Annotated in this window: 21 protein-coding genes; 9 read left to right on the top strand and 12 right to left on the bottom strand. The window is 33.7% G+C overall.

Annotation, left to right across the window (positions count from 1 at the left end):
• Window positions 1–106: 106 nt before the first annotated feature.
• The gene (locus tag HM990_RS10045; protein WP_178988809.1) at window positions 107–661 is read right to left on the bottom strand and encodes a thioredoxin family protein; all 555 of its coding nucleotides are present in this window, start codon (window positions 659–661) and stop codon (window positions 107–109) included.
• A 94-nt stretch (window positions 662–755) separates the two neighbouring features.
• Between HM990_RS10045 and HM990_RS10040 the strand changes: the two genes are divergently transcribed.
• Complete coding sequence (locus HM990_RS10040; RefSeq protein WP_178988808.1) at window positions 756–1,091, top strand: tRNA-binding protein; 336 nt, start codon at window positions 756–758, stop codon at window positions 1,089–1,091.
• A 280-nt stretch (window positions 1,092–1,371) separates the two neighbouring features.
• Here HM990_RS10040 and HM990_RS10035 read toward each other — a convergent pair whose 3' ends face one another.
• Window positions 1,372–1,761, bottom strand: a complete 390-nt coding sequence (locus HM990_RS10035; RefSeq protein ID WP_178988807.1) for a PUR family DNA/RNA-binding protein — start codon at window positions 1,759–1,761, stop codon at window positions 1,372–1,374.
• Window positions 1,762–1,825: 64 nt separating this feature from the next.
• Window positions 1,826–3,580: an ABC transporter ATP-binding protein gene (locus tag HM990_RS10030; RefSeq protein ID WP_178988806.1), complete on the bottom strand. Its 1,755-nt coding sequence runs from the start codon at window positions 3,578–3,580 to the stop codon at window positions 1,826–1,828.
• Window positions 3,581–3,786: 206 nt separating this feature from the next.
• On the opposite strand from HM990_RS10030, the gene HM990_RS10025 reads away from it, so the two are divergent.
• The 4 genes from HM990_RS10025 (at window position 3,787) to yajC (ending at window position 7,133) form a co-directional block, all read left to right on the top strand.
• On the top strand, window positions 3,787–4,890 hold the full coding sequence (locus tag HM990_RS10025; RefSeq protein ID WP_178988805.1) for a Glu/Leu/Phe/Val family dehydrogenase: 1,104 nt from the start codon (window positions 3,787–3,789) through the stop codon (window positions 4,888–4,890).
• A gap of 268 nt (window positions 4,891–5,158) precedes the next feature.
• The gene (gene nusB, locus HM990_RS10020; RefSeq protein WP_229719245.1) at window positions 5,159–6,103 is read left to right on the top strand and encodes a transcription antitermination factor NusB; all 945 of its coding nucleotides are present in this window, start codon (window positions 5,159–5,161) and stop codon (window positions 6,101–6,103) included.
• Between the two features lie 156 nt (window positions 6,104–6,259).
• Window positions 6,260–6,832, top strand: a complete 573-nt coding sequence (locus tag HM990_RS10015) for a DUF1573 domain-containing protein (protein ID WP_178988803.1) — start codon at window positions 6,260–6,262, stop codon at window positions 6,830–6,832.
• Window positions 6,833–6,845: 13 nt separating this feature from the next.
• The gene (gene yajC, locus HM990_RS10010; RefSeq protein ID WP_178988802.1) at window positions 6,846–7,133 is read left to right on the top strand and encodes a preprotein translocase subunit YajC; all 288 of its coding nucleotides are present in this window, start codon (window positions 6,846–6,848) and stop codon (window positions 7,131–7,133) included.
• Between the two features lie 450 nt (window positions 7,134–7,583).
• Here yajC and HM990_RS10005 read toward each other — a convergent pair whose 3' ends face one another.
• The 3 genes from HM990_RS10005 to HM990_RS09995 all read right to left on the bottom strand — a co-directional run bounded on the left by HM990_RS10005 (window position 7,584) and on the right by HM990_RS09995 (window position 11,779).
• Window positions 7,584–8,003 carry a thiol-disulfide oxidoreductase DCC family protein gene (locus tag HM990_RS10005; RefSeq protein ID WP_178988801.1) on the bottom strand — a complete coding sequence of 140 codons (420 nt, stop codon included), beginning with the start codon at window positions 8,001–8,003 and terminating at the stop codon, window positions 7,584–7,586.
• 62 nt (window positions 8,004–8,065) lie between these two features.
• The gene (locus HM990_RS10000) at window positions 8,066–10,237 is read right to left on the bottom strand and encodes an endonuclease MutS2 (protein ID WP_178988800.1); all 2,172 of its coding nucleotides are present in this window, start codon (window positions 10,235–10,237) and stop codon (window positions 8,066–8,068) included.
• 48 nt (window positions 10,238–10,285) lie between these two features.
• On the bottom strand, window positions 10,286–11,779 hold the full coding sequence (locus HM990_RS09995) for a YfcC family protein (RefSeq protein ID WP_178988799.1): 1,494 nt from the start codon (window positions 11,777–11,779) through the stop codon (window positions 10,286–10,288).
• 47 nt (window positions 11,780–11,826) lie between these two features.
• On the opposite strand from HM990_RS09995, the gene HM990_RS09990 reads away from it, so the two are divergent.
• Window positions 11,827–12,501 carry a uracil-DNA glycosylase gene (locus HM990_RS09990; protein ID WP_178988798.1) on the top strand — a complete coding sequence of 225 codons (675 nt, stop codon included), beginning with the start codon at window positions 11,827–11,829 and terminating at the stop codon, window positions 12,499–12,501.
• Window positions 12,502–12,811: 310 nt separating this feature from the next.
• On the opposite strand, the gene HM990_RS09985 is transcribed toward HM990_RS09990, so the two are convergent.
• The 5 genes from HM990_RS09985 to HM990_RS09965 form a co-directional block, all read right to left on the bottom strand.
• The gene (locus HM990_RS09985) at window positions 12,812–13,672 is read right to left on the bottom strand and encodes a substrate-binding domain-containing protein (RefSeq protein WP_178988797.1); all 861 of its coding nucleotides are present in this window, start codon (window positions 13,670–13,672) and stop codon (window positions 12,812–12,814) included.
• 57 nt (window positions 13,673–13,729) lie between these two features.
• Complete coding sequence (locus HM990_RS09980) at window positions 13,730–14,602, bottom strand: nucleoside phosphorylase (protein ID WP_178988796.1); 873 nt, start codon at window positions 14,600–14,602, stop codon at window positions 13,730–13,732.
• Complete coding sequence (locus tag HM990_RS09975; RefSeq protein ID WP_178988795.1) at window positions 14,592–15,533, bottom strand: DUF1835 domain-containing protein; 942 nt, start codon at window positions 15,531–15,533, stop codon at window positions 14,592–14,594. The genes HM990_RS09980 and HM990_RS09975 overlap by 11 nt, the downstream gene beginning before the upstream one ends.
• 5 nt (window positions 15,534–15,538) lie before the next feature.
• Window positions 15,539–15,868: a translation initiation factor gene (locus tag HM990_RS09970; protein WP_178988794.1), complete on the bottom strand. Its 330-nt coding sequence runs from the start codon at window positions 15,866–15,868 to the stop codon at window positions 15,539–15,541.
• Between the two features lie 88 nt (window positions 15,869–15,956).
• The gene (locus tag HM990_RS09965; protein WP_178988793.1) at window positions 15,957–16,907 is read right to left on the bottom strand and encodes an isopenicillin N synthase family dioxygenase; all 951 of its coding nucleotides are present in this window, start codon (window positions 16,905–16,907) and stop codon (window positions 15,957–15,959) included.
• 189 nt (window positions 16,908–17,096) lie between these two features.
• Here HM990_RS09965 and HM990_RS09960 point away from each other — a divergent pair, with 189 nt between their 5' ends.
• From HM990_RS09960 to HM990_RS09950, 3 genes are all read left to right on the top strand, one after another.
• Window positions 17,097–19,097 (top strand): alpha-ketoacid dehydrogenase subunit alpha/beta, encoded by a 2,001-nt coding sequence (locus HM990_RS09960; protein ID WP_178988792.1) that lies wholly within the window; start codon window positions 17,097–17,099, stop codon window positions 19,095–19,097.
• 172 nt (window positions 19,098–19,269) lie between these two features.
• Window positions 19,270–19,749 carry an Hsp20/alpha crystallin family protein gene (locus HM990_RS09955; protein ID WP_178988791.1) on the top strand — a complete coding sequence of 160 codons (480 nt, stop codon included), beginning with the start codon at window positions 19,270–19,272 and terminating at the stop codon, window positions 19,747–19,749.
• A gap of 573 nt (window positions 19,750–20,322) precedes the next feature.
• Window positions 20,323–20,739: a 3D domain-containing protein gene (locus HM990_RS09950; RefSeq protein WP_229719244.1), complete on the top strand. Its 417-nt coding sequence runs from the start codon at window positions 20,323–20,325 to the stop codon at window positions 20,737–20,739.
• Here the strand turns inward: HM990_RS09950 and HM990_RS09945 are convergent.
• Complete coding sequence (locus tag HM990_RS09945) at window positions 20,732–21,298, bottom strand: ExbD/TolR family protein (protein ID WP_178988790.1); 567 nt, start codon at window positions 21,296–21,298, stop codon at window positions 20,732–20,734. The genes HM990_RS09950 and HM990_RS09945 overlap by 8 nt on opposite strands.
• Window positions 21,299–21,439 lie beyond the last annotated feature (141 nt).

The raw sequence follows: 21,439 nt of genomic DNA, 5'->3' as shown, positions 1-21,439 counted from the left end.
AACATAGCGTTTTTTGTAAATATATATTATCCATTAGGGCATGTTATGCACACTTATTTAGCTATTATATTGTAACTCCCAAATAGTAATTATACAGAAATCAATCTCACTTCCACTTAATCCCACAGCCCACACTCGGCTTTTGGTCCGGATTTACAGTTTCGTTTTTTGTCAAGGCATCCATAGCTTTTCTGATGTCTTTTCCGGTTACTGGTTTGCCGTTTCCTGGTCTGGAATCATCCAACTGACCTGTGTAAACCAATTTTAAGTCTTTATCAAACAAGAAAAAATCGGGTGTGCATGCGGCATCATAAGCTTTGGCAACCTCTTGGGTTTGGTCGTACAAATAAGGGAAAATATAGCCATTATCTATGGCATTTTTTTTCATTAATTCTGGTCTATCCTGCGGATAATTATCGATATCGTTGCTAGAAATGGCAATGCAATTGATACCTTTTGAAACATAATCTTTTGCCAATTTAGAAAGTTGGTTGTTAACATGCATTACAAAAGGGCAATGATTGCAAATAAACATTACTAAGGTTGCCGTTGTTCCTTTTAGTTCATCTAATGACTTTTTGGTGTCGTCAACGGTGTCGATAAGTTTAAAGTCTGGTGCTTTTGTGCCAAGTGGCAACATATTGGATTCTGTGCGAGCCATTGTTTTTTTATATCTTTAGGATTAAATAATGAGTTACCCAAGGGTTAACCCATTAGGTTGAATTAACGAGAAACCCACTTTCGTGGGTAATATTATGGAAAAGATAATAACTTATGAAGACTTTACAAAGGTAGATTTGCGAATTGGGACAATTATTGCCGTTAATGATTTTCCGAATGCACATCGTCCTGCGTATCAACTTACCATCGACTTTGGAGATTTAGGAATTAAAAAATCCTCCGCACAGATTACGACACAATACCAAAAAGAGGAGTTGTTGCAAAGACAAATTGTAGCTGTAGTCAACTTTCCTAAAAAACAGATTGCCAATTTTATGAGTGAATGTTTGGTGATTGGTGCTGTGCAATCGGATGATGTGTTTTTGTTGCATCCTGAAACTAAGGTTAAGAACGGAGTGGTGGTTAGTTGATGGTTACCAAAAGTTTGATTTTTATCGGAATGCGTAAGATTTTATTCAATCTTATTTAGTATCGCTATTTTTTTTGGACACGAATTTCACTCATTATCACAAATAAGTAGTTCAAAAATTAATGAAAATCAATTTTAAATAATGGAACAAACCGAGAAATCAACTCGATTTTGTTTTTTTTTCGAATCTCCGTGAAATCTTGGTAATTTTTTTTTCTATTAAAAACAAAAAAAACCGTCACAAGTTGTAACGGTTTTAATTATATTCCTAAAAGTCAATTTTAGATATCGTCAAAACTAATATCCGTAAAACTTTCGGTGCTTTTTGTATCTTCTGGAGTTTTTGCTTCTTGAGCGACAAAATCATCTTCACGCTTAAAGTCTTTTTGGTGACGCTCGCTAATCACTTCTGTACCTTTTTCATCAATGATATAATCGGTCATTTCAGCTAAGATTTCCCTAAATTCAACAAAATCCTCTTTGTAAAGGTAGATTTTATGCTTTTTATAATGGAACGAACCATCGTCATTGGTAAATTTCTTACTCTCCGTAATCGTTAAATAATAATCACCAGCTTTTGTAGCTCTAACGTCAAAGAAATAGGTTCTTCTTCCAGCGCGTAATACCTTAGAATAAATTTCTTCTTTGTCCATCATTTCATAATCACTCATATCTCAATTTTTTTTAATTTCAAATCCAAAAATCTAAAAAAAAAGTAACCTAAGCAACAAATACTTACATTTCTTTTTCTGAGAGCTGTTTTATATAAAGCTCTTTATAATAACCATCAGTATTTGTAAGACTTTCATGATTACCAGACTCTATTATTTTACCATCTTCCAAGACGATAATTTTATCAGCATTCTTTGCCGACGATACACGATGGCTGACAATTATAGTTGTTTTGTCTTTAGTTAACTTTACTAGATTTTTTAAGATCTTTTCTTCAGTTTCTGTGTCAACGGCAGATAAACAGTCGTCAAACAATAAAATATCCGGTTTTTTAATAACGGCTCTCGCAATAGAAACACGCTGCTTTTGACCGCCAGATAGTGTAATACCACGCTCGCCCAATACTGTATCGTAACCTTTGCTGAATCCGATGATGTTTTTATGTACTCTGGCATTTTTTGCGGCTTCCATAACCTCATCATCAGTGGCATCTTCTTTTCCAAATTTGATATTATTTTTTATAGTGTCCGAAAATAAAAAGGCATCTTGCGGTACATAGCCAATACTTTCTCTTAGGCTGAAAAGATTTAAGTCTGAAATAATAGTATCATCAATTAATATGGTACCATTATCAATATCATACAAACGACCAATTAAATCTAGTATTGTGGATTTCCCTGAACCTGTTTTCCCTAAAATGGCTAAGGTTTGTCCAGATTTCAGCGTGAAACTCACATCTTTTAAAGCTTTAATATTGGTATCAGGATAAACGAAGGATACATTTTTAAATTCAATATCCCCTTTTATCGGTGTAAGTTCGTTGGCGTTGTTTTTAATGTCTGGTTCTGTATCCAAAAATTCGTTAATACGTTCTTGTGAGGCTTCAGCTTGTTGGATTAAAGACGTTACCCAACCAACAGTAGCAACTGGCCAAGTAAGCATATTGACATAAATGATAAATTCTGCAATGGTTCCAATATTTTCAATTTTGCCATTCATATATTGCATACCACCAACATAGATAACGATAAGATTACTGACGCCAATCAATAAAATCATTAGTGGAAAAAATAAGGCCTGTACTTTAGTGAGGTTAATTTGTTTCTGACGATTTTCTGAAGAAAGATGTTCAAATTCCACATTGGTTCTAGGTTCAATACCATAAGATTTTATGACCGAAATGCCGCTGAATGTTTCCTGTGAATACGTAGAAAGTGTAGAAAGCGATTGTTGCACTATGGTACTTCGCTTATTGATCATTCGGCTCAATTTATAAATGGCAACCGATAAAAACGGTAAAGGAAGTAAGGTGTATAAGGTTAATGATGGAGATCGATCGACCATGTAAATAATGGCGACTGCAAAAAGGGTGAGCGTGTTCATGGTGTACATTATTGCAGGACCAACATACATCCTTACCTTACCGACATCTTCACTAATACGATTCATAAGGTCACCAGTTCTGTTCGACTTATAGAAATTTAAAGACAGTACTTGATAGTGCTGATAGACTTCATTTTTAAGATCGAATTCAATATAACGCGACACATTAATAATTGTTTGTCGCATTAAAAACGTGAATACGCCAGCAACCACAGCGGCTCCAATAAGATAGAGAATATTTGTGGTTAGGTCACTTTTAAAAACTTCCTCAGTAATTTTGCCATCCAAACGGTCTGACACTACATTGATGGAGGCACCGATTAATCTTGGTGTGAAAAGCGCAAAGATCTTGGCGATGATCGTGATAATAATACCAACAATTAAGCGGTATCTGTATTTGTAAAAGTATTTATTAAGGTGTTTTAGTGCTTTCATTCTGTATTTGGTAGCGAACTTATTCTGATTTCTTCTCTCCTAAATAGCCTTCCGGATCAATTAAAAACAAATACTAAGATCAGTTCAGCTCAAAAGTATTACGATAATCGTATTTTATAGTTAATATTTTGCTAATGCTCCATTTATAATTTATTTTTGCACGCTGTTTTTAGATTATCTTTAAACGCCCTAAAAATTTAACTTGCATGACTTCAGAAATTATATCATCAAAAGAATTAAAAAAAGTAGATCCTGTTTTTGGACAACCATCTTTTGATGACCATGAGCAAATCGTTTTTTGCAACGACAAAGATACTGGTTTAAAAGCTATAATCGGTATTCATAATACAGTTTTAGGACCAGCTTTGGGTGGTACCAGAATGTGGAACTACGAGAACGAATGGGAAGCACTGAATGACGTGTTACGCTTGTCTCGTGGAATGACATTTAAGTCTGCCATCACAGGATTAAATCTTGGTGGAGGAAAAGCGGTGATTATTGGTGATGCTAAAACCCAGAAAACACCAGAATTGATGAAGCGTTTTGGAGAATTTGTTCATTCTTTAAGCGGACGATATATCACAGCGGAAGATGTTGGGATGACAACCGAGGATATGGACACGGTTAGAGAAGTCACACCTTATGTTACAGGTATTTCTGAGAGTAAAGGTGGTGCAGGAAATCCTTCTCCAATCACGGCTTATGGTGTTTTTATGGGCATGAAAGCTGCGGCTAAATTTCAGTTTGGATCTGATATTTTAGAAGATAAAAATGTATTTGTACAAGGTATTGGTAACGTTGGTGAAGCCCTTGTTGAGCATTTGGTCAATGAAGGTGCTAATGTTACGATTGCGGACCTTAGCCAAGATCGTTTAGAAGAGGTACGTTCAAAATATGGGGCGACGATTTATGGAGGTCATGATATTTATAGTGAAAATATGGACATCTATGCACCTTGCGCCTTAGGTGCCACCATTAATGATGATACCATTTATAAATTGAAAGCTAAAATTATTGCAGGAGCTGCAAATAATCAATTAGCTGAAGAAAAAAAGCACGGTAAAATTTTGCAGGAACGTGGCATCGTTTACGCACCTGATTTTTTAATCAATGCTGGAGGAATTATAAACGTTTATGCAGAATTAGAGAATTACGATAGACAAGAAATAATGCGTAAAACGGAAAACATCTATAATACGACACTCGAAATTTTAGACAACGCAAAAGTGAATAATTTAACAACGCACAATGCTGCCTTAAATATAGCTAGAGAGCGCATTGAAACCCGTAAAAGAGAAAATATGAAATAGAGGTTGATTAATTTTTATTTCAAAATGAAGTGATTTAAACTATTAACATTTAAGCGAAAATTAATGATTTTTTGGCTAGTTGAAGACTTTTTTGATTTACATAGCATCGTTACGGAAAGAAAAAAAGACAATAAATAGACGAAAAAGAGAAATTTTTTAGCGAATGGAAAAAGTTTAAATGACTTCAATAAAATAATAGTATTTTTGCAAGGTGAATTTTTAAAAATTCACCTTTTTTAATAATCTATAATAAAGTGAGTTCTTACACATGCTAAACCGAAGACACATCAGAATAAAAGTTATGCAATCTATGTATGCTTTTAAAGGCACAGAAAGTGATGATTTAATAAAAGAGCAAAAGTTTTTGCTTCACAGTTTAGATAGCATGTATGATTTATACCTGTCAATTTTAGCCTTACTTACCGAACTGCACAAAAAGAGTAAGGATCATAACGAAAAGCTTCAAAAGAAGTTAATAAAATCTGAGGCAGATAAAAACCCAAGTTTAAAGTTTCAAGACAATCAACTTTTACATCTTATTAGTAGCAATACGATGTTACAAGATGCGATATCGAAGCGGAAATTAAATTATTGGGATTTGGATTTTGAGTATGTCGATATCATTTTTAAGGCGATTTTAAAAAGCGACCTTTACAAAAATTACACAACCCAAACGGAGACCAGCTTCAAAAAGGACAAGCAGTTTATAATCGAAATATTTACTGAAATCATTGCGCCTAATGATAAGCTTTACGATTTTTTTGAAGATAAAAAACTGACTTGGGTAGATGATCTACCAGTGGTGAATACGGCTATTTTGAAAGTATTACGAAAGTTAAAGCTAACTTCTCCAGAAACTGCATTATTGCCAGATTTATATAAAGACGAAGACGATAAGGAATTTGCGATTGATTTATTCAAAAAAACATTTCTTAACAGCTCAAAATATGCTGAGGAAATAAGCGAAAAAACGACTAATTGGGATTCTGAACGTTTGGCAAGTTTAGATGGTGTGTTGCTAAAAATGGCACTTTGTGAATTTCAGAAGTTTTCATCCATACCTTATAAAGTGACTATTAATGAATATTTAGAAATAGCCAAGGAATATTCTACACCGAAAAGTAGCTTATTTATCAATGGGATTTTAGATAAAATAGTAAAGGAGTATCAATCTGAAAATATACATCTCAAAACAGGAAGAGGCCTGATGTAATATTTATATTATATTTAATTTTTTAGGTTTTAGTATGCAGTAATACATCTTTTTCGTACAAAAAGCTGTTAAGAAAGGACTAAAAATTTTAATTAGACAAAATAATCATTAGCTTTGCCAGCTGAAAATAAATCTTAACCATTAAAAATAAAAATAATGAAAAAAGTAATTTTAGGACTTAGTGCATTATGTATGGTAGCATTTACATCTTGTAAAGAAGATGCTGCTAGTAAAATTAAATCTGAAAATATTGCAGTTGCAGCAGAAAGAGATGCTAATGCAGGAGATTTTCCAGTAATTTCATTTGATAAGACGGAACATGATTTCGGAACTATTGAAAATGGAACGCCTGTAGAAACAACATTTAAATATACCAATACAGGTAACTCTATGTTAGTTGTAAGTAATATTAAAAGTACTTGTGGTTGTACAGTACCATCTAACTGGACAAAAGAAGTTGCGCCAGGAGAAACAGGTGAATTTGCTGTAAAGTTTAACGGAAAAGGAAACGGAAATAAAGTTAGCAAGTCAGTTACCATGACTACGAATACTGAGAAAGGTAAGGAAATAGTTAAGATTTCTGCGTTTGTAGAAAAGGATCCTAATGCGCCAGAAAAAGCAGCAGTTAAGCAAACTGCTCAGCCAGCGGTTAATCCTTTAGCAACACCAGCTGCGGCTCCAAGAAAGTCATCTACACAACCAGGTCACGAAGGTCATAACCACGATTAATTATAATTGTTGAATGGATTTAGGAACAGTATTACCGTTTTTAGGCATATTTGCTGTGATGTATTTCTTTATGATTGCACCACAAATGAAACGCTCTAAACAAGAAAAGAAGTTTGCTGCTGAATTAAAACGTGGCGATCGTGTAATTACCAAAAGTGGAATGCACGGAAAGGTTGTAGATCTTAATGATAAAGATAACAGTTGTGTTATTGAAACGTTAGCAGGAAAAATAAAATTTGACCGTTCCGCAATTTCTATGGAAATGAGTACAAAATTAAATGCACCAGCAACGAAAAAATAAGCTGATTACATTTTAAAAATATAAAAAGACTGTTCGTTTATTTGAACAGTCTTTTTTTTTGTTTTGCAGGTTGGTAGTGTAGTTCATTACGAGGTTTTCAAAAATTAAATGGATCATTGTGATTAATAAATCAGTGTTATTCGCTTCCGAAATTTGACAAGTAAGATATTTTACCATAGTGTAATTGATAGACATAATTTGCACTTTTAAAACCGAAATCAATTTAATGTGTAATTATATCGAGTATTTTAGGAGAAACTTAAACCTGAACATATATTTATACAAACAAAACAATGTGCTATTAACCAATTCTTTATTTTCCCTCATTATAAGTGAATTGAGATTACAATTTTTGTTTTAAATTAAATTAGTTTTAAGTAAGTTGTTAAATTAAAAAAGCCCTTTTCATTGGTTGTGAAAGGGCTTTTTTTCATTTATATTAAGATTATACTAGTCCATAAACTTGGCTTTTAATTCTGGAGTCGGGATCATACACGATTCTTTTTTACCATACCACTTATAGCGGTTCTTCGCAATATAATTATAAACCCAATTTCTGATAAAAGTGGGTACAATTAAAAAAATGGACAAAAAACTGGTTGGAAATCCGAGATGACTTGCCACTAGCAATGCAGCAGTAGATTTATAGGTTAATTTATCCTTTTCAGGATTATAGAGCAATATGGAATCTGTTTTTTCTGTATCGATATTGAATTTTTCAATGATTTCTTTTCCAATAGTACTTTGCAAAGGCGCAAACAGAAATTTGTCTTTTTTATCTCGTTTGATAACAAACAAAACACTTGCGTTGCATAGATTGCATACACCGTCAAAAAGAACTAATTGTTTGTTATTTGGAATTTCTGTCATTTTTTATGTAATCTTAATCTAAATCATTTATTTCATCCTATCTGAACTCTGAAAACTGCTGCCTACTTTTTAGTGGCTTCGACCAATTCCAATTGATCCAAGCTAACATTAGTTGTAAACATACCATAATTAACATTGGCTTTCTTTTTCTCGATAGAATCAATACTCCCAACAGCTCTGCCATCATGCAATCTTACGCGGTCACCCACTTTTAAGATAGCTTTTGGTGGTTCAGGTTTTTCTTTCTTCTTTCTTTTCTCTTCTTTTTTCTTTTTACGAATGACTTCAACTTTTTTCTCCGCTTCTTGTTTGACTTGTCTTTGCTTATGTTTTTCGGCACGTTTTTGCTTCGCCGAAACCTTTTTTCGTTTCGAATTTTCAATTTGAACCAATCTGAATAATTCTGCCATCAACTCACGCTTTTTCTTATCTTCAAAGTATTTTTCTGAAATGTCATTTACCTTTTGGCCTAAGTAAATTAAACGCTGATTGGAATCATAGAGTTCCTGAAAACTTTCTAATTTTTTCTGAACCTTTGCGTTCACTTCTTCAAGTTTATCAGCTTCCGATAATTTTTTCTTTTCATTCTCTTTTAGCGAACGTTCAGTGCGTTCTAACTTGCTTCGTTCTTTCTGAAGTTTTGCAATAGTGGCATCAAAACGAACCTTACCTCGTTCTATCTTCTTTTTCGATTTATTGATTAAACTATAAGGAATGCCATTTTTTTGAGCCACTTCAAAGGTGAATGAACTTCCTGCTTGTCCAACGACCAACTTGTACATTGGTTCTAAAGTTTTTTCATTAAAAAGCATATTGGCGTTTTCAATATGCGGCAATTCATTCGCCAATAATTTTAAGTTAGAATAGTGCGTAGTTATGATTCCGAAGGCTTCACGTTCGTAAAATACTTCCAAAAATGTTTCGGCTAAAGCGCCTCCCAATTCAGGATCACTTCCAGTTCCAAATTCATCTATTAAGAATAATGTCTTATTGTTGACTTTTCGTAAAAAATAATTCATCTGCTTCAAACGATAACTATAAGTGCTGAGATGGTTTTCAATGGATTGGTTATCACCAATATCGCTCAAAATCCGATCAAACAAACAGACATAACTGCGCTCATGTACGGGAATTAGCATGCCACATTGTAACATCACCTGAAGCAAACCAACCGTTTTCAGCGTGATGCTTTTTCCGCCAGCATTAGGTCCGGAAATCACAATAATTCTACTGTCTTTTTTTAAACCAATGGATTGTGGAAATGTTTGTTCCCCATTTTCCTTATTGGTCAGATAAAGCAGAGGATGATAGGCATCTCGCAGGTACATACTGCGTTCTTTAGAGAATTCTGGCAAAATGGCGTCCATGCTTTGCGCATATTTTGCTTTCGCCGAAATTAAATCTATGTTGGTTAAAAATAATTGATAATCGTGAAGAAGTGGCAAGAACAGGCGTATGTAATCCGTTAGTTCTTTTAAAATTTTAATAACCTCTTCTTTTTCTTCGTACTCTAAATTGTTAAGTTCTCTGGTGTATTGTAAGGTGGTTTCCGGTTCAATATAAACTATGCTTCCGGTTTTACTGCCACCCATAATCGCACCTTTTACTTTTCTGCGGTACATAGCTTTTACAGCAAGTACACGTTTGTTTTCTACAACGGATTCTCTAATATCATCTAAATAATCTAAGTTGTGATAGGTGTTTAGAGCTGAAGAGAAACTACTGTTTATTTTGCCTTTGAGTTTATTGATAGATTGGCGTAAAGAAGAAAGTAGAGGAGAGGCATCGTCCTTAATATCGCCAAAACGATTTACAACAGCATCTACCTGTTCAATAATAGATGTATTGATTTCTATATGTTGACTGGATTGTAGTAACTTAGGATAATAGTCTTCGAATTTCTTCAAGAATTTTAGAATTGAATTTACGGTCAACGACATGCCGACTATCTTTTGAAAACTGGAAACTTCGAGATAGGTGTTTTCAATTTTTAGTAATTTCAATTCTTTGGCAATGGTTTCGAATCCATGGTTTGGGATTCTGTTGTCATTTTCAAAGGATGATAGGTATTCATTAACGTAGCCAAGTTCTCGCATTAGTTGTTCTTCTTCTTTAAATGGAAGAACAGACAATACGGCTTCCTTTCCTAAAGCTGTAAGTGTATGTGCGCTAATTTGGTCTAAAACCGTAAAAAACTCGAGATCTTTTAAGGTTTTTTCATGAATGTTTATCATGTACTAATGTAAGTTTTTAGAATTGCAAATTTAAGATATTATAGAACATTATAAGTATGAAGACACTGCTAATACTGTTAAGGTTACGATAACTAAAAGTATAAATAATGGCATTATAAATTTTAACCATTTACTAAAGTTAATCTTCGCTACAGCAAGGGATGCTAAAATTAACCCTGTTGGATTTATAAGATAGAACAGTCCTAATCCATATTGATAAGTATTAACAACGATTTCGCGACCTACACCTACTGTATCTGCCAAAGGCGCCATTATGGGCATCGTTAAAACAGCCATTCCTGAAGAACTGGGAATAAAAAATGATAATCCGGAATAAATCATGGTCATTGAACCCGCAAAAACCCCTTTATTCATTCCTGTCGTAATATCGCTGGCGTAATACAATAAAGTGTCGCTTATTAAACCATCGGTCATTAAAACAGTAACACCTCTTGCTATTCCGATGATTAGCGCTACACCTAACAGGTCTCCAGCGCCTTTTACAAAAGTTTCAATAAAATCTGTTTCACTGATCTGAATAATAAACCCAATTAGTATAGCTCCAACTAAGAAAACAGTGGTCATTTCTACAAACCACCAATCGAGCATGGAAACTCCAATAATCATAAGGATAAATGAACATGTGAAAATAAATAAGGCGAGTTTTAATCGCCAATTAAAATTAATATTAGAGCTATCTTTTAGAGCGAATAATTCTGCAATTTCATGTCTTTGATGATAAATCAATGATTTTGTCGGATCGTTTTTAACACGTTTGGCATATCGTATGATATAAATTATGGTAATGGATAAACATAAAAGTAACATAAATATACGGCCGTATAAACCGGTTGTCCAATTGATACCAGCAGCATCACTAGCAATAATGGTAGAGAATGGATTTATGGTGGAACACATGGTACCAATCGCTGACCCTAAGAAAATACTGGCCACACCAACCATAGCATCATATTCAGCTGCTAAAAAAACCGGAATTAAAATTGGAAAGAAGGCAATGGTTTCTTCCGCAAAACCAAATGTAGTTCCACCTAAAGCAACCAAAGAAGTTACAAGAACAATAAGTAAGGATTCTCTACCTTTCAATACCGTTGCCAATTGTCCTATGGCAGCATCAAAAGCACCAGATTTGTTTAAAACGCCAATTAATCCACCAATAATTAATACCAAGAAAATAATATCTGCAGCTTCAATAATTCCTTTAACTGGAGATTTTACAAAATCGAAAAAACTTTGTGGTTTAGCGTCTAGTTTATTGTAAGTTCCAGGAATGTTAATGGGTTTGTATATATCTCCATTGGTAAACTTTTCTATAGGTATATTAATATTCAAATCATCGAGAGACGCTTGAGACGCTGTGATACTTATTTCCTTATCTAGACTTAAACGAGTAAATTTGTCCGTTGCCGTATCATAACTTAAAGTATCATATTTTCCTGCTGGGACAAACCAGGTTAAAAGTGTTACTAAACCTGCAATAATAAATAATATGGTTTGTGCAGAAGGGAATTTTAGATTTTTCATTCTGAGTTGGTTATCGGTAAATTTAAGAATATAATCTGTTTTAAAATATGAATGTAAATATAGACCAAAGCTGGAAAAAATATCTCAATTCCGAATTTGAAAAACCTTATTTCAAAGATTTGGTAACTTTTGTAAAATTCGAATATCAGAATCATACCTGCTTCCCAAAAGGATCTGATATATTTAATGCCTTTAATCATTGTGCTTTTGATATGGTTAAAGTTGTAATTATTGGTCAAGATCCCTATCATGGGATTGGTCAGGCAAATGGTTTGTGTTTTTCCGTTAGTGATGGTATTTCGCATCCACCCTCATTGATTAATATATTTAAAGAGATCGAAAAAGACCTTGAAATCCCATATCCTAAAAGTGGTAATCTAATGCCTTGGGCAGCACAAGGTGTATTGCTATTAAACGCAACTTTAACCGTAAGGGCGCATAATGCAGGAAGCCATCAAAATAAAGGCTGGGAGCAATTTACGGATGCCGTAATAAAAATGATAAGTGCAGAAAAAAGTAATGTTGTGTTTTTATTATGGGGCGGATTTGCCAAAAAGAAAAAGAAATTAATTGATACAACTAAGCATATTGTATTAGAAAGTGGACATCCCTCTCCATTAAGTGCTAATAGAGGCTATTGGTTTGGAAATAGACATTTTAGTAAAACTAACTCCCAGTTGGAGCAAGTTGGCGAGACTTCAATTGATTGGAAACTAGAGTAGGCGTTTTTTCAGATTTAAAAGACTCCGATTTTATAGGACGAGGTAATCTATTATCTTCCTTTTTAGTTGTTTTGTTACAACTAAAGATCAACAACAAGAAATTTATCGCAACTAAGAAAGATAAAATCAGAGTAATTGTAAGAATCATATTATTCTGTCGTGTTGTTAATTGTAAAAGTTTTGTTAAATCAAATGTAAGAAATTTTTTTAGAATTTGAAAATTATGGCTAAAATCAGTTTGTTTGTAGCCAAAAATAGTCTCAAATTATATACAAAAATAGCACAATCTCTATGTGTTTCAAACATTTATTTAACGTTCTACCTCATGTACTAATTCCGTATAATCTACCTTTTTTGGAATAATATTTAAGTCAAAAAGTTGCTCTTGTACATTTTCTATGGTTTTTTTATCCATAACATTTTGAGACCATTCAGTCAGTGATAACCATTCTTGTACATCTTCTAATTCTTGCTCATAACGATTAGCAATGGTTTTATCAATACTTGGTATGGATTTGAATTCAGCTGTTGTCTGATTCACAATATCTAAAATTATCTTTAAGGTATCTTCATTATTTTCAATAAACTCATCACGAACTGCAATAACAAAACAGGGCCAAGGTGACGGACAATTTGCAATACGTCTAAAAATACCATCATCAACGATAGGTTTGGTGGTAAATTTTTCCCACATAAAATAATCAGCCTTGTCTTCTGTTAAGCCTCTTATCGCACCATCTAAATTCTTTATGACTTCAAAATTAAGATCCTTTTCTAAATCCCAATCATTGTTTTTTGCATTGATGTAAGCCATGAGGTGTGAGCCAGAACCATATCTACTAATAGCAGCTCGACTCCCTTTTATATCTTCAATAGTTTTAAATTTTGAATCTGTTGCAACATGAATGCCCCAGATTAAAGGCGTTTCAACAAAGGTCTGTACAATTTTTGAAGGATTACCATCAATAATATCTTTTATGATTCCTTCAGTCAATATGACGGCCATATCAATTTCGCCAGAACGAAGCGCTTTATTCATTTCTCCAGTTCCGCCATGATAATCGTGCCACCTTAAGTTGATGTCTTGATCTTTGTATTCGCCATTTTTTAATGTTAAATACCAGGCTAAATTGAAGTGTTCTGGTACGCCTCCTATGTTTACTTTTTTCATGCTATTCTAACCTTCCTAAAGGGAAGGGATTTTCAATTATTATGGAATTAGTTTTATCTAAATATTCACAATACGCTCCAAAGCATATAAAATCAACTTATCAACCGTTTTCTTTGGATTTTTACTGAAATCTCCAGTCGCTCTATTCGCAATAATGGCATTGAGCGATAACGCTTCGTGGCCTAATAACTTCGATAGGCCGTAAATCACAGAGGTTTCCATTTCAAAATTGGTAATTCTGAAGTCTTTATAGCTAAAGTTATCTAATTTTGAATTGAGACCTGCATCTTGCAATGGTAAACGCAAAACACGTCCTTGTGGCCCATAAAATCCTCCGGCAGTTCCTGTCATGCCTTTAAAGATGCTATGGCCATCGAAGTATTTTTCAAGATATTTACTGTTATTGATAATTATTGGTCTTGCTTTATTTTTATCCCAATTGGTATGTTTAATGAACTCGTCCTCAATTTCAGGATTGGAAATGCCATCAATCTGATAAAAATGTAACATACCATTGATATCCAAAGCATGTGTACTAATCAAAAATGCATCAACAGGAATGTCTTTTTGCAAAGATCCAGAAGTGCCGATTCTAATAATGTTTAGACTGGATAATTCTGGTTTAACTTTCCGGGTTTTTAAATCGATATTGACCAAGGCATCCAATTCATTGAGAACAATATCGATGTTATCTGGACCAATTCCTGTTGAAATAACTGTAATTCGCTTATCTTGATAATAACCAGTTTGTGTTTTAAACTCACGTTTTTGCGTGCTAAATTCAATACTGTCAAAATGTTTCGTAATTTTCTCTACCCGATCTTGGTCGCCCACAAAAATGATGGTGTCCGAAATATCTTCTGGCTTCAGGTTCAAATGATAAACACTTCCATCTGGATTTAATATCAGTTCTGAATCTTTAATTGCCATGATTTATGGTTTGAATAAGTTTATTTTGTTCTTCGTTAAATTGATATTCCAAACGGTTTACACCACCATAAGTCATATCGTTATTGACTTCTGAGGCAAAATTATGCTGTTTTAGTAAGGCTTCATGTCCTTTTCTATTAAGTGTAATTTGATTTTCAGTTTTGTTGAAAAACATATCTAATTCCTCAATTTTACGCTTTAGTTGCATATCGCTATAGCCGTAATAGCCTTGATAATTTAAGCAATAGCCTAATAAATGATTTTCGGATTTAACGTTGTTTTGTTTTACTAAATTTAAGATATGGGCTTCAAGCGTTCCCAATCCACTCTGATGATGTGGAAAACGTTTTAAATGTGCTTTTAAACAACTGCTCAGGTATTTGAAATTAGAGGTTTTAACAATATAGGGTTTAAAAATATTGTGATCTTTTCCACAATAGGTTCGCCATAGCGCAATTGCCAATTCGATATCTTCTCTAGTTAATAATACCTTTTCTTTATAATGTGTTTTAATCTGCGTAGGACTCAATTCCGCTAAGCCTTTTAAATTCTTTTCACCTTTGATGCGTCCGCTACAAATAAGATATAATGGTTTATCAATATTTCTTTGGTGTAACAAATTTATAATACCCAACAAATTAATATGGCAGAATAAATCGAATTCAAACCACAGGTTGATTTCATCATATTTATCAATATGGTTTAATTTAGACAATTCAGCTTGAAGTTCGTTAGAATTAACTTCTATATCATAATAAGATTTTAAAAACTCACTTCGTATATCAAAGAATTCTTTGGAATCTATTTTCGGAATCGTTGGGCCTTCGCATAACATTTCTTGCCACGTGAGCATGTCTTCCGTAAAATCAAGCTCTCTTAAATAATCCGTAAGAACATCTCCATTCGTAATATGTAAACCATTTTTTGCCATAAATATTAACCTCCAACACGTTTAACGTTAAATCCTTTATCTTTCAGCATCGTCATTATTTTATCTCTGTAATCGCCTTGGATTATAATTTTATCATCCTTAAAACTTCCTCCGACGCTTAGTTTAGTTTTAAGTTCTTTGGCTAATTTCTTAAAATCTTCTGTTGCACCTGTATAGCCTTCCAGAATAGTAATAGGTTTTCCCTTTCTTTTTTCGTACTTACAAAGTATTGGATCGTCTTGTAACCACAAACTCTCTTTTGAATCTTCAGTGGTGTTCGTTGGCTCAGGAGTATGATCTGGGAATAGATTTTTTAATTGATCTTGTAAATCCATTGTTTTAGTGTTCAGTCTTCAGTCTTCAGTCTTCAGTGATTAGCACGAACATTTAATGGACTGCTTACTGAGGACTGCCAACTGCTAACTATTTTTTAATAAGTCCAAGCTCAATTAAACGTTCGTTTAGAAATTCGCCAGCCGTGATATCTTCAAACTGCTTTGGGTTATCTTCATCGATACAACTTTCTAGAACATCTAATTTCATTTCGCTAATAGGATGCATGAAAAACGGTATGGAGTAGCGCGAAGTGCCCCAAAGTTCTCTTGGTGGATTTATAACACGATGAATTGTAGATTTCAATTTATTATTGGAATGTCTCGATAGCATATCGCCTACATTGATCATTAATTCGTCTGGTTCTGCAATCGCATCAATCCATTCGCCGTCGTTGCGCTGTACTTGCAGACCACGACCTTGCGCACCCATTAATAACGTTATTAAATTAATATCACCATGAGCTGCAGCTCTTACGGCATTTTTAGGTTCTGAAGTAATAGGTGGATAATGAATTGGTCGTAATATGGAATTTCCATTATGGATATAGTCATCAAAATAAGTCTCTTCTAAATCAAGGTAAAGTGCCAACGCTCTCAAAACATATTTAGCTGTTTTTTCGAGCATTTGATAGGTTTGTTTTCCTATTTTATTAAAATTCTCCAATTCCTTAACTTCAACATTTTCAGGATATTCTTTGCGTCTTTCCGGATCATCTTCAACATACTGGCCAAAGTGCCAGAACTCCTTTAAATCCCCTTCTTTTTTTCCTTTAGCACTTTCTTTCCCAAAAGATACGTAACCACGTTGGCCACCAATTCCTGGTATTTCATAGCTTTCTTTTACTTCTAAAGGCAAGTTGAAGAAATTCTTAACTTCATCATATAAATTATCGACCAAAGTGTCGTCTAAGAAATGTCCCTTTAAAGCCACAAAACCTATATCTTCATAAGCTTTTCCTATTTCGTCTATAAACTTTTGCTTTCGTTTTGGATCGTCAGAAATGAAATCCTTTAAATCTACGCTAGGTATTCTATCCATTGGAATGTTGTTTAATTTTTTGTCAATATACAAATGTAACGAAAATACTACTAAAAAAATAGGTCGGATTTATTGACAAATTGAAGTCCATTATGGTTTATTGAAGCAATTTTATTTACATTTGAAACACTATTCCATCTCATAAACAATAATAAATATCCGAAATTGGTATTGCCGAAATAATATTTTATGCCAACAATCACAAAAAGTAACATTGCCTACGACAAAAGAAATTTAAGTGATAAGAAGCTCCTAGAGCTTTATTACAACATGCTTAAACCTCGCTTAATAGAAGAGAAAATGCTCATTCTATTGCGACAAGGAAAAATTTCTAAGTGGTTTTCTGGAATAGGACAAGAAGCCATTTCCGTAGGTGTGACCATGGCTCTAAAACCTAGTGAGTATATTTTGCCAATGCATAGAAATCTTGGAGTTTTTACAACACGGGAAATTCCTTTGCATCGTTTATTCTGCCAATGGCAAGGTAAAGCGAGTGGGTTTACCAAAGGTAGGGACCGCTCGTTTCATTTTGGAACACAAGAGTATAATATTGTTGGAATGATTTCGCATTTGGGACCACAATTAGGTGTTGCAGATGGGATTGCTTTGGGAAATTTATTAGAGAAAAACGGGAATGTAACAGCTGTTTTTACTGGAGAAGGCGGAACTAGTGAAGGCGATTTTCACGAAGCCTTAAATGTAGCTTCTGTTTGGCAATTACCAGTAATATTCTGTATTGAGAATAATGGTTACGGACTTTCTACGCCCACTAACGAACAATATCATTGTAAACATTTAGCCGATAGAGGAAAAGGTTATGGTATAGAATCGTTTATTTTAGATGGCAATAATGTGATTGAAACTTATACTAAGGTTCAAAAATTAGCAGAAAGTATTAGAAAACGTCCACGTCCGATTTTGATAGAATTTAAAACCTTTAGACGCAGAGGCCACGAAGAGGCGAGTGGAACAAAATATGTGCCTCAAGAGTTGATGGATGATTGGGAAGCTAAAGATCCCATAGAAAACTTTAGAAGCTTTTTGTACAGTAAAAAAATCCTGAATCCATCTACAGATGAAGCCTACGTTTCTGAAATTAAGTCTGAAATTGACGCCGCTTTAGAATCGGCTTATGCAGAACCTGACATAATTCCAAATGAATCTACAGAGTTAAATGATGTTTACAAATCATTTGATTATAAAGAATATTCACCAAACAATGCGGTAAAAGAACTCCGTTTAATTGATGCTATTTCCGAAGGCTTAAAGCAATCCATGCAAAAGCATAAAGACCTTGTGATTATGGGACAGGATATTGCGGAATATGGAGGTGTTTTTAAAATTACCGAAGGATTTGTCGCCGAATTTGGAAAAGATAGAGTTCGAAACACACCTATTTGCGAATCGGCAATTGTGGAAACCGCTATGGGTTTATCTATCTCAGGAATTAAATCGGTTGTAGAAATGCAATTTGCGGATTTTGTGACCTCTGGATTTAATCCGGTAGTTAACTACTTGGCAAAATCCCATTACAGATGGCAACAGGAAGCCGATGTTGTAGTTAGAATGCCTTGTGGTGGAGGCGTAGCTGCTGGTCCTTTCCATTCGCAAACCAACGAAGCTTGGTTTACTAAAACACCAGGTTTAAAAGTGGTTTATCCTGCCTTTCCTTATGATGCCAAAGGTTTGTTGGCAACAGCAATAAACGATCCAAACCCTGTGTTGTACTTTGAGCACAAGGCGTTGTATAGAAGAATTCGCCAAGACGTACCAACAGATTATTATACTATTCCGTTTGGTAAAGCTGCCCTTTTAAAGGAAGGAGAATCAGTTACTATTATTACATATGGTGCAGGAGTGCATTGGGCTTTAGAGATCTTGGAAAATAACCCTAATATTTCAGCCGATTTAATTGACTTAAGAACCTTGCAACCTTTGGATAAGGAAACTATTTTTAATTCCGTTAAAAAAACTGGACGAGCAATCATTCTTCAAGAAGACTCTTTATTTGGAGGCATTGCCAGCGATCTTTCTGCCATGCTTATGGAAAACTGTTTTGAATATTTGGATGCACCAGTAAAACGAGTAGCTAGTATGGAAACGCCTATTCCTTTCATTGGACATTTGGAGGAACAGTACTTGGCGAAAGGAAAATTTGAGAGTGCACTGAGGGAACTTCTAAGCTATTAATAGTTTTGCTTTTTTTGAATATAAATACGTAAATATAGCTGTAACACTCTAACTCATAAGTGTGTAACTGAAAAATTGTCAGTTTTTATGAAATTTTTTCAGTTGTTTTCAAATGGTATTTTTTTTGCATTAGATAGGTTGAAATTAATGTTTAATTTAAATTTTAAAACTTATGAGTAATTTAATTCCAACTGTGAAAAATGGTAGAGAAGGAAATTCCAATTTAGGTTTTTCATCACTACCGAGTTTATCATCTTGGATGGATGATATCTTAAACAAAAATTTTGGTAATGAATTTGTATCTAACTTTAATACTGGTATAACGTTACCAGCTGTTAATGTACTTAATACTGATGATGAATTTATTGTAGAAATGGCTGTTCCAGGTTTAAAGAAAGATGATTTTGATATCAATTTGGACAACCAATTATTGTCAATTTCTGCTGAAATATCCTCAGAGAATGAAGAGAAAAAGGATAACTATACAAGACGTGAGTTTGGCTATTCGTCCTTCAAACGTACATTTTCCTTACCAGAAACTGTAGAAACCGAGAAAATTAATGCAAAATATGAAGATGGTTTATTAAAAGTTACGTTGCCAAAACGTGATGAAGCTAAAAAGAAACCATCAAAACAAATTAAGGTTTCTTAATCCGAAATTTTGAAAATGAAAGAGGTCTTCTAAAATGTTTTAGAAGACCTCTTTTTTTACATAAATTTTGAAGCTGATTAAACTTCAAAATTTAATTTAATTGTTTCTAAGTCATCATCTAAACTATTAGATGTATTGACAATTCTTGATAAAACTCTCATAATGATTGATTTATATGCTGAACAAGGTTCTGCACAGATTGATGAAATTTGTAGCGTTATGATCTATAACGTCTTTTGCTGTTCCAAGTAAAACTTTTTGTTTCGGTTGATGTACTTGATAATTGATTGTTGTGTAAAGTTCTCATAATTGTTGATTTTTTGATTGATGATTTTTTTTGTTCTTATCTAAAACGTCTTTTTCTATTCCAAGTAAAACTTTTGGTTTCTGTTGATGTACTTGATAATTGATTAGTGTTTAAAGTTCTCATAATTGTTGTTTTTTAATACTGAAACAAGTTCAGCACATGTTGGTTATACTAAATAGACGACGAAACTTTAAAATTGTTACAGTACTTTGTATAACATAGTACATTTTAACTAATTTTAACAATAATACTTTATCTTTAGAGCTATGAAAACTAGGTTTTATATCATTGTGCTATGCTTTTGTGGTTTGAATAATTGCAATAGTAGAGCAGAGGATAATTGCCAAAATAAATCCATGGAGGTTATAGCAACAGCTTATAATTCCCTAGCATATCAGACTAATGCCAACCCAAGCATAACAGCTTTTGGTGATAGCTTAAAGCCTGGACTGCGATATATTGCTGTTTCAAGAGATTTATTGGATTCTGGTTTGGTGCATAACACTAAAGTAAAAATCCAAGGTTTCGATAGTCTATTTACAGTGAAGGATAAAATGAATCGACGTTATCGAAAACATATTGATATTTATATGGGTAATGATGTCAAAAAGGCAAAAAAATGGGGCAAAAAGAAGGTAAATATCAACTATTGTCTGCCAGTAAAAGATTCAACTTCTAATTAGAACGCTTTACAGCAATCTCAGAAACTTTGAAAGGATAGGCTTGCTTTACGTGTTCTAATTCTTCTTTTGATAATTGATCAGGTGTTTTGTTAAATGCTTGTTTGGCGTATCGCGTTCTTAGATCGTAATAGGCTTTTGTAATTTCATCCTGTACAGAAACAAAGGCATTGTATTTGGTTAATGCATCATGACTTAATGAAATAACTGCGGCATCAGGATGATCTGAAGATTCTGACAATGCTTTACCGTCACAATAATCACAGGTGTTAATACCGTTATTATCGATAAAAGATTCGACAATCATTTTAACTTCTGTGAGTTCCACTATCTCGTTCTCAATCATTATTTCCTGTTTTTCGTTCATCGAAATGTGTAGTAAGTTGCGCTCTGCGATGTCTGCAGTGCAATCGCCTGTTTCACAGACAGGAGGCAATTGTCGCAAAATACCTTTGTCTGCGGAAATGGTCGTGGTTACTAAAAAGAAAATGAGTAACAAAAAGGCAATGTCTGCCATGGATCCTGCATTGACCGTTGCAGAATGTCTTCTAAATGATTTCATAATAACTAAGATTTAAATGCCTGCCTGTCGGCAGAAAGGTTAATGCTTTGTTAATATCAATAACAGTACCAATGTTGTTAAATCTTGTTAACAATCCATTTTAAAACCCTTACAATGTGCTATTTTTGCAAAATTAACTAA

The sequence above is a fragment of the Winogradskyella schleiferi genome, from assembly GCF_013394655.1.
Classification (GTDB): Bacteria; Bacteroidota; Bacteroidia; order Flavobacteriales; family Flavobacteriaceae; genus Winogradskyella; species Winogradskyella schleiferi.
This window is presented reverse-complemented; position numbering and strand designations above follow the sequence as displayed.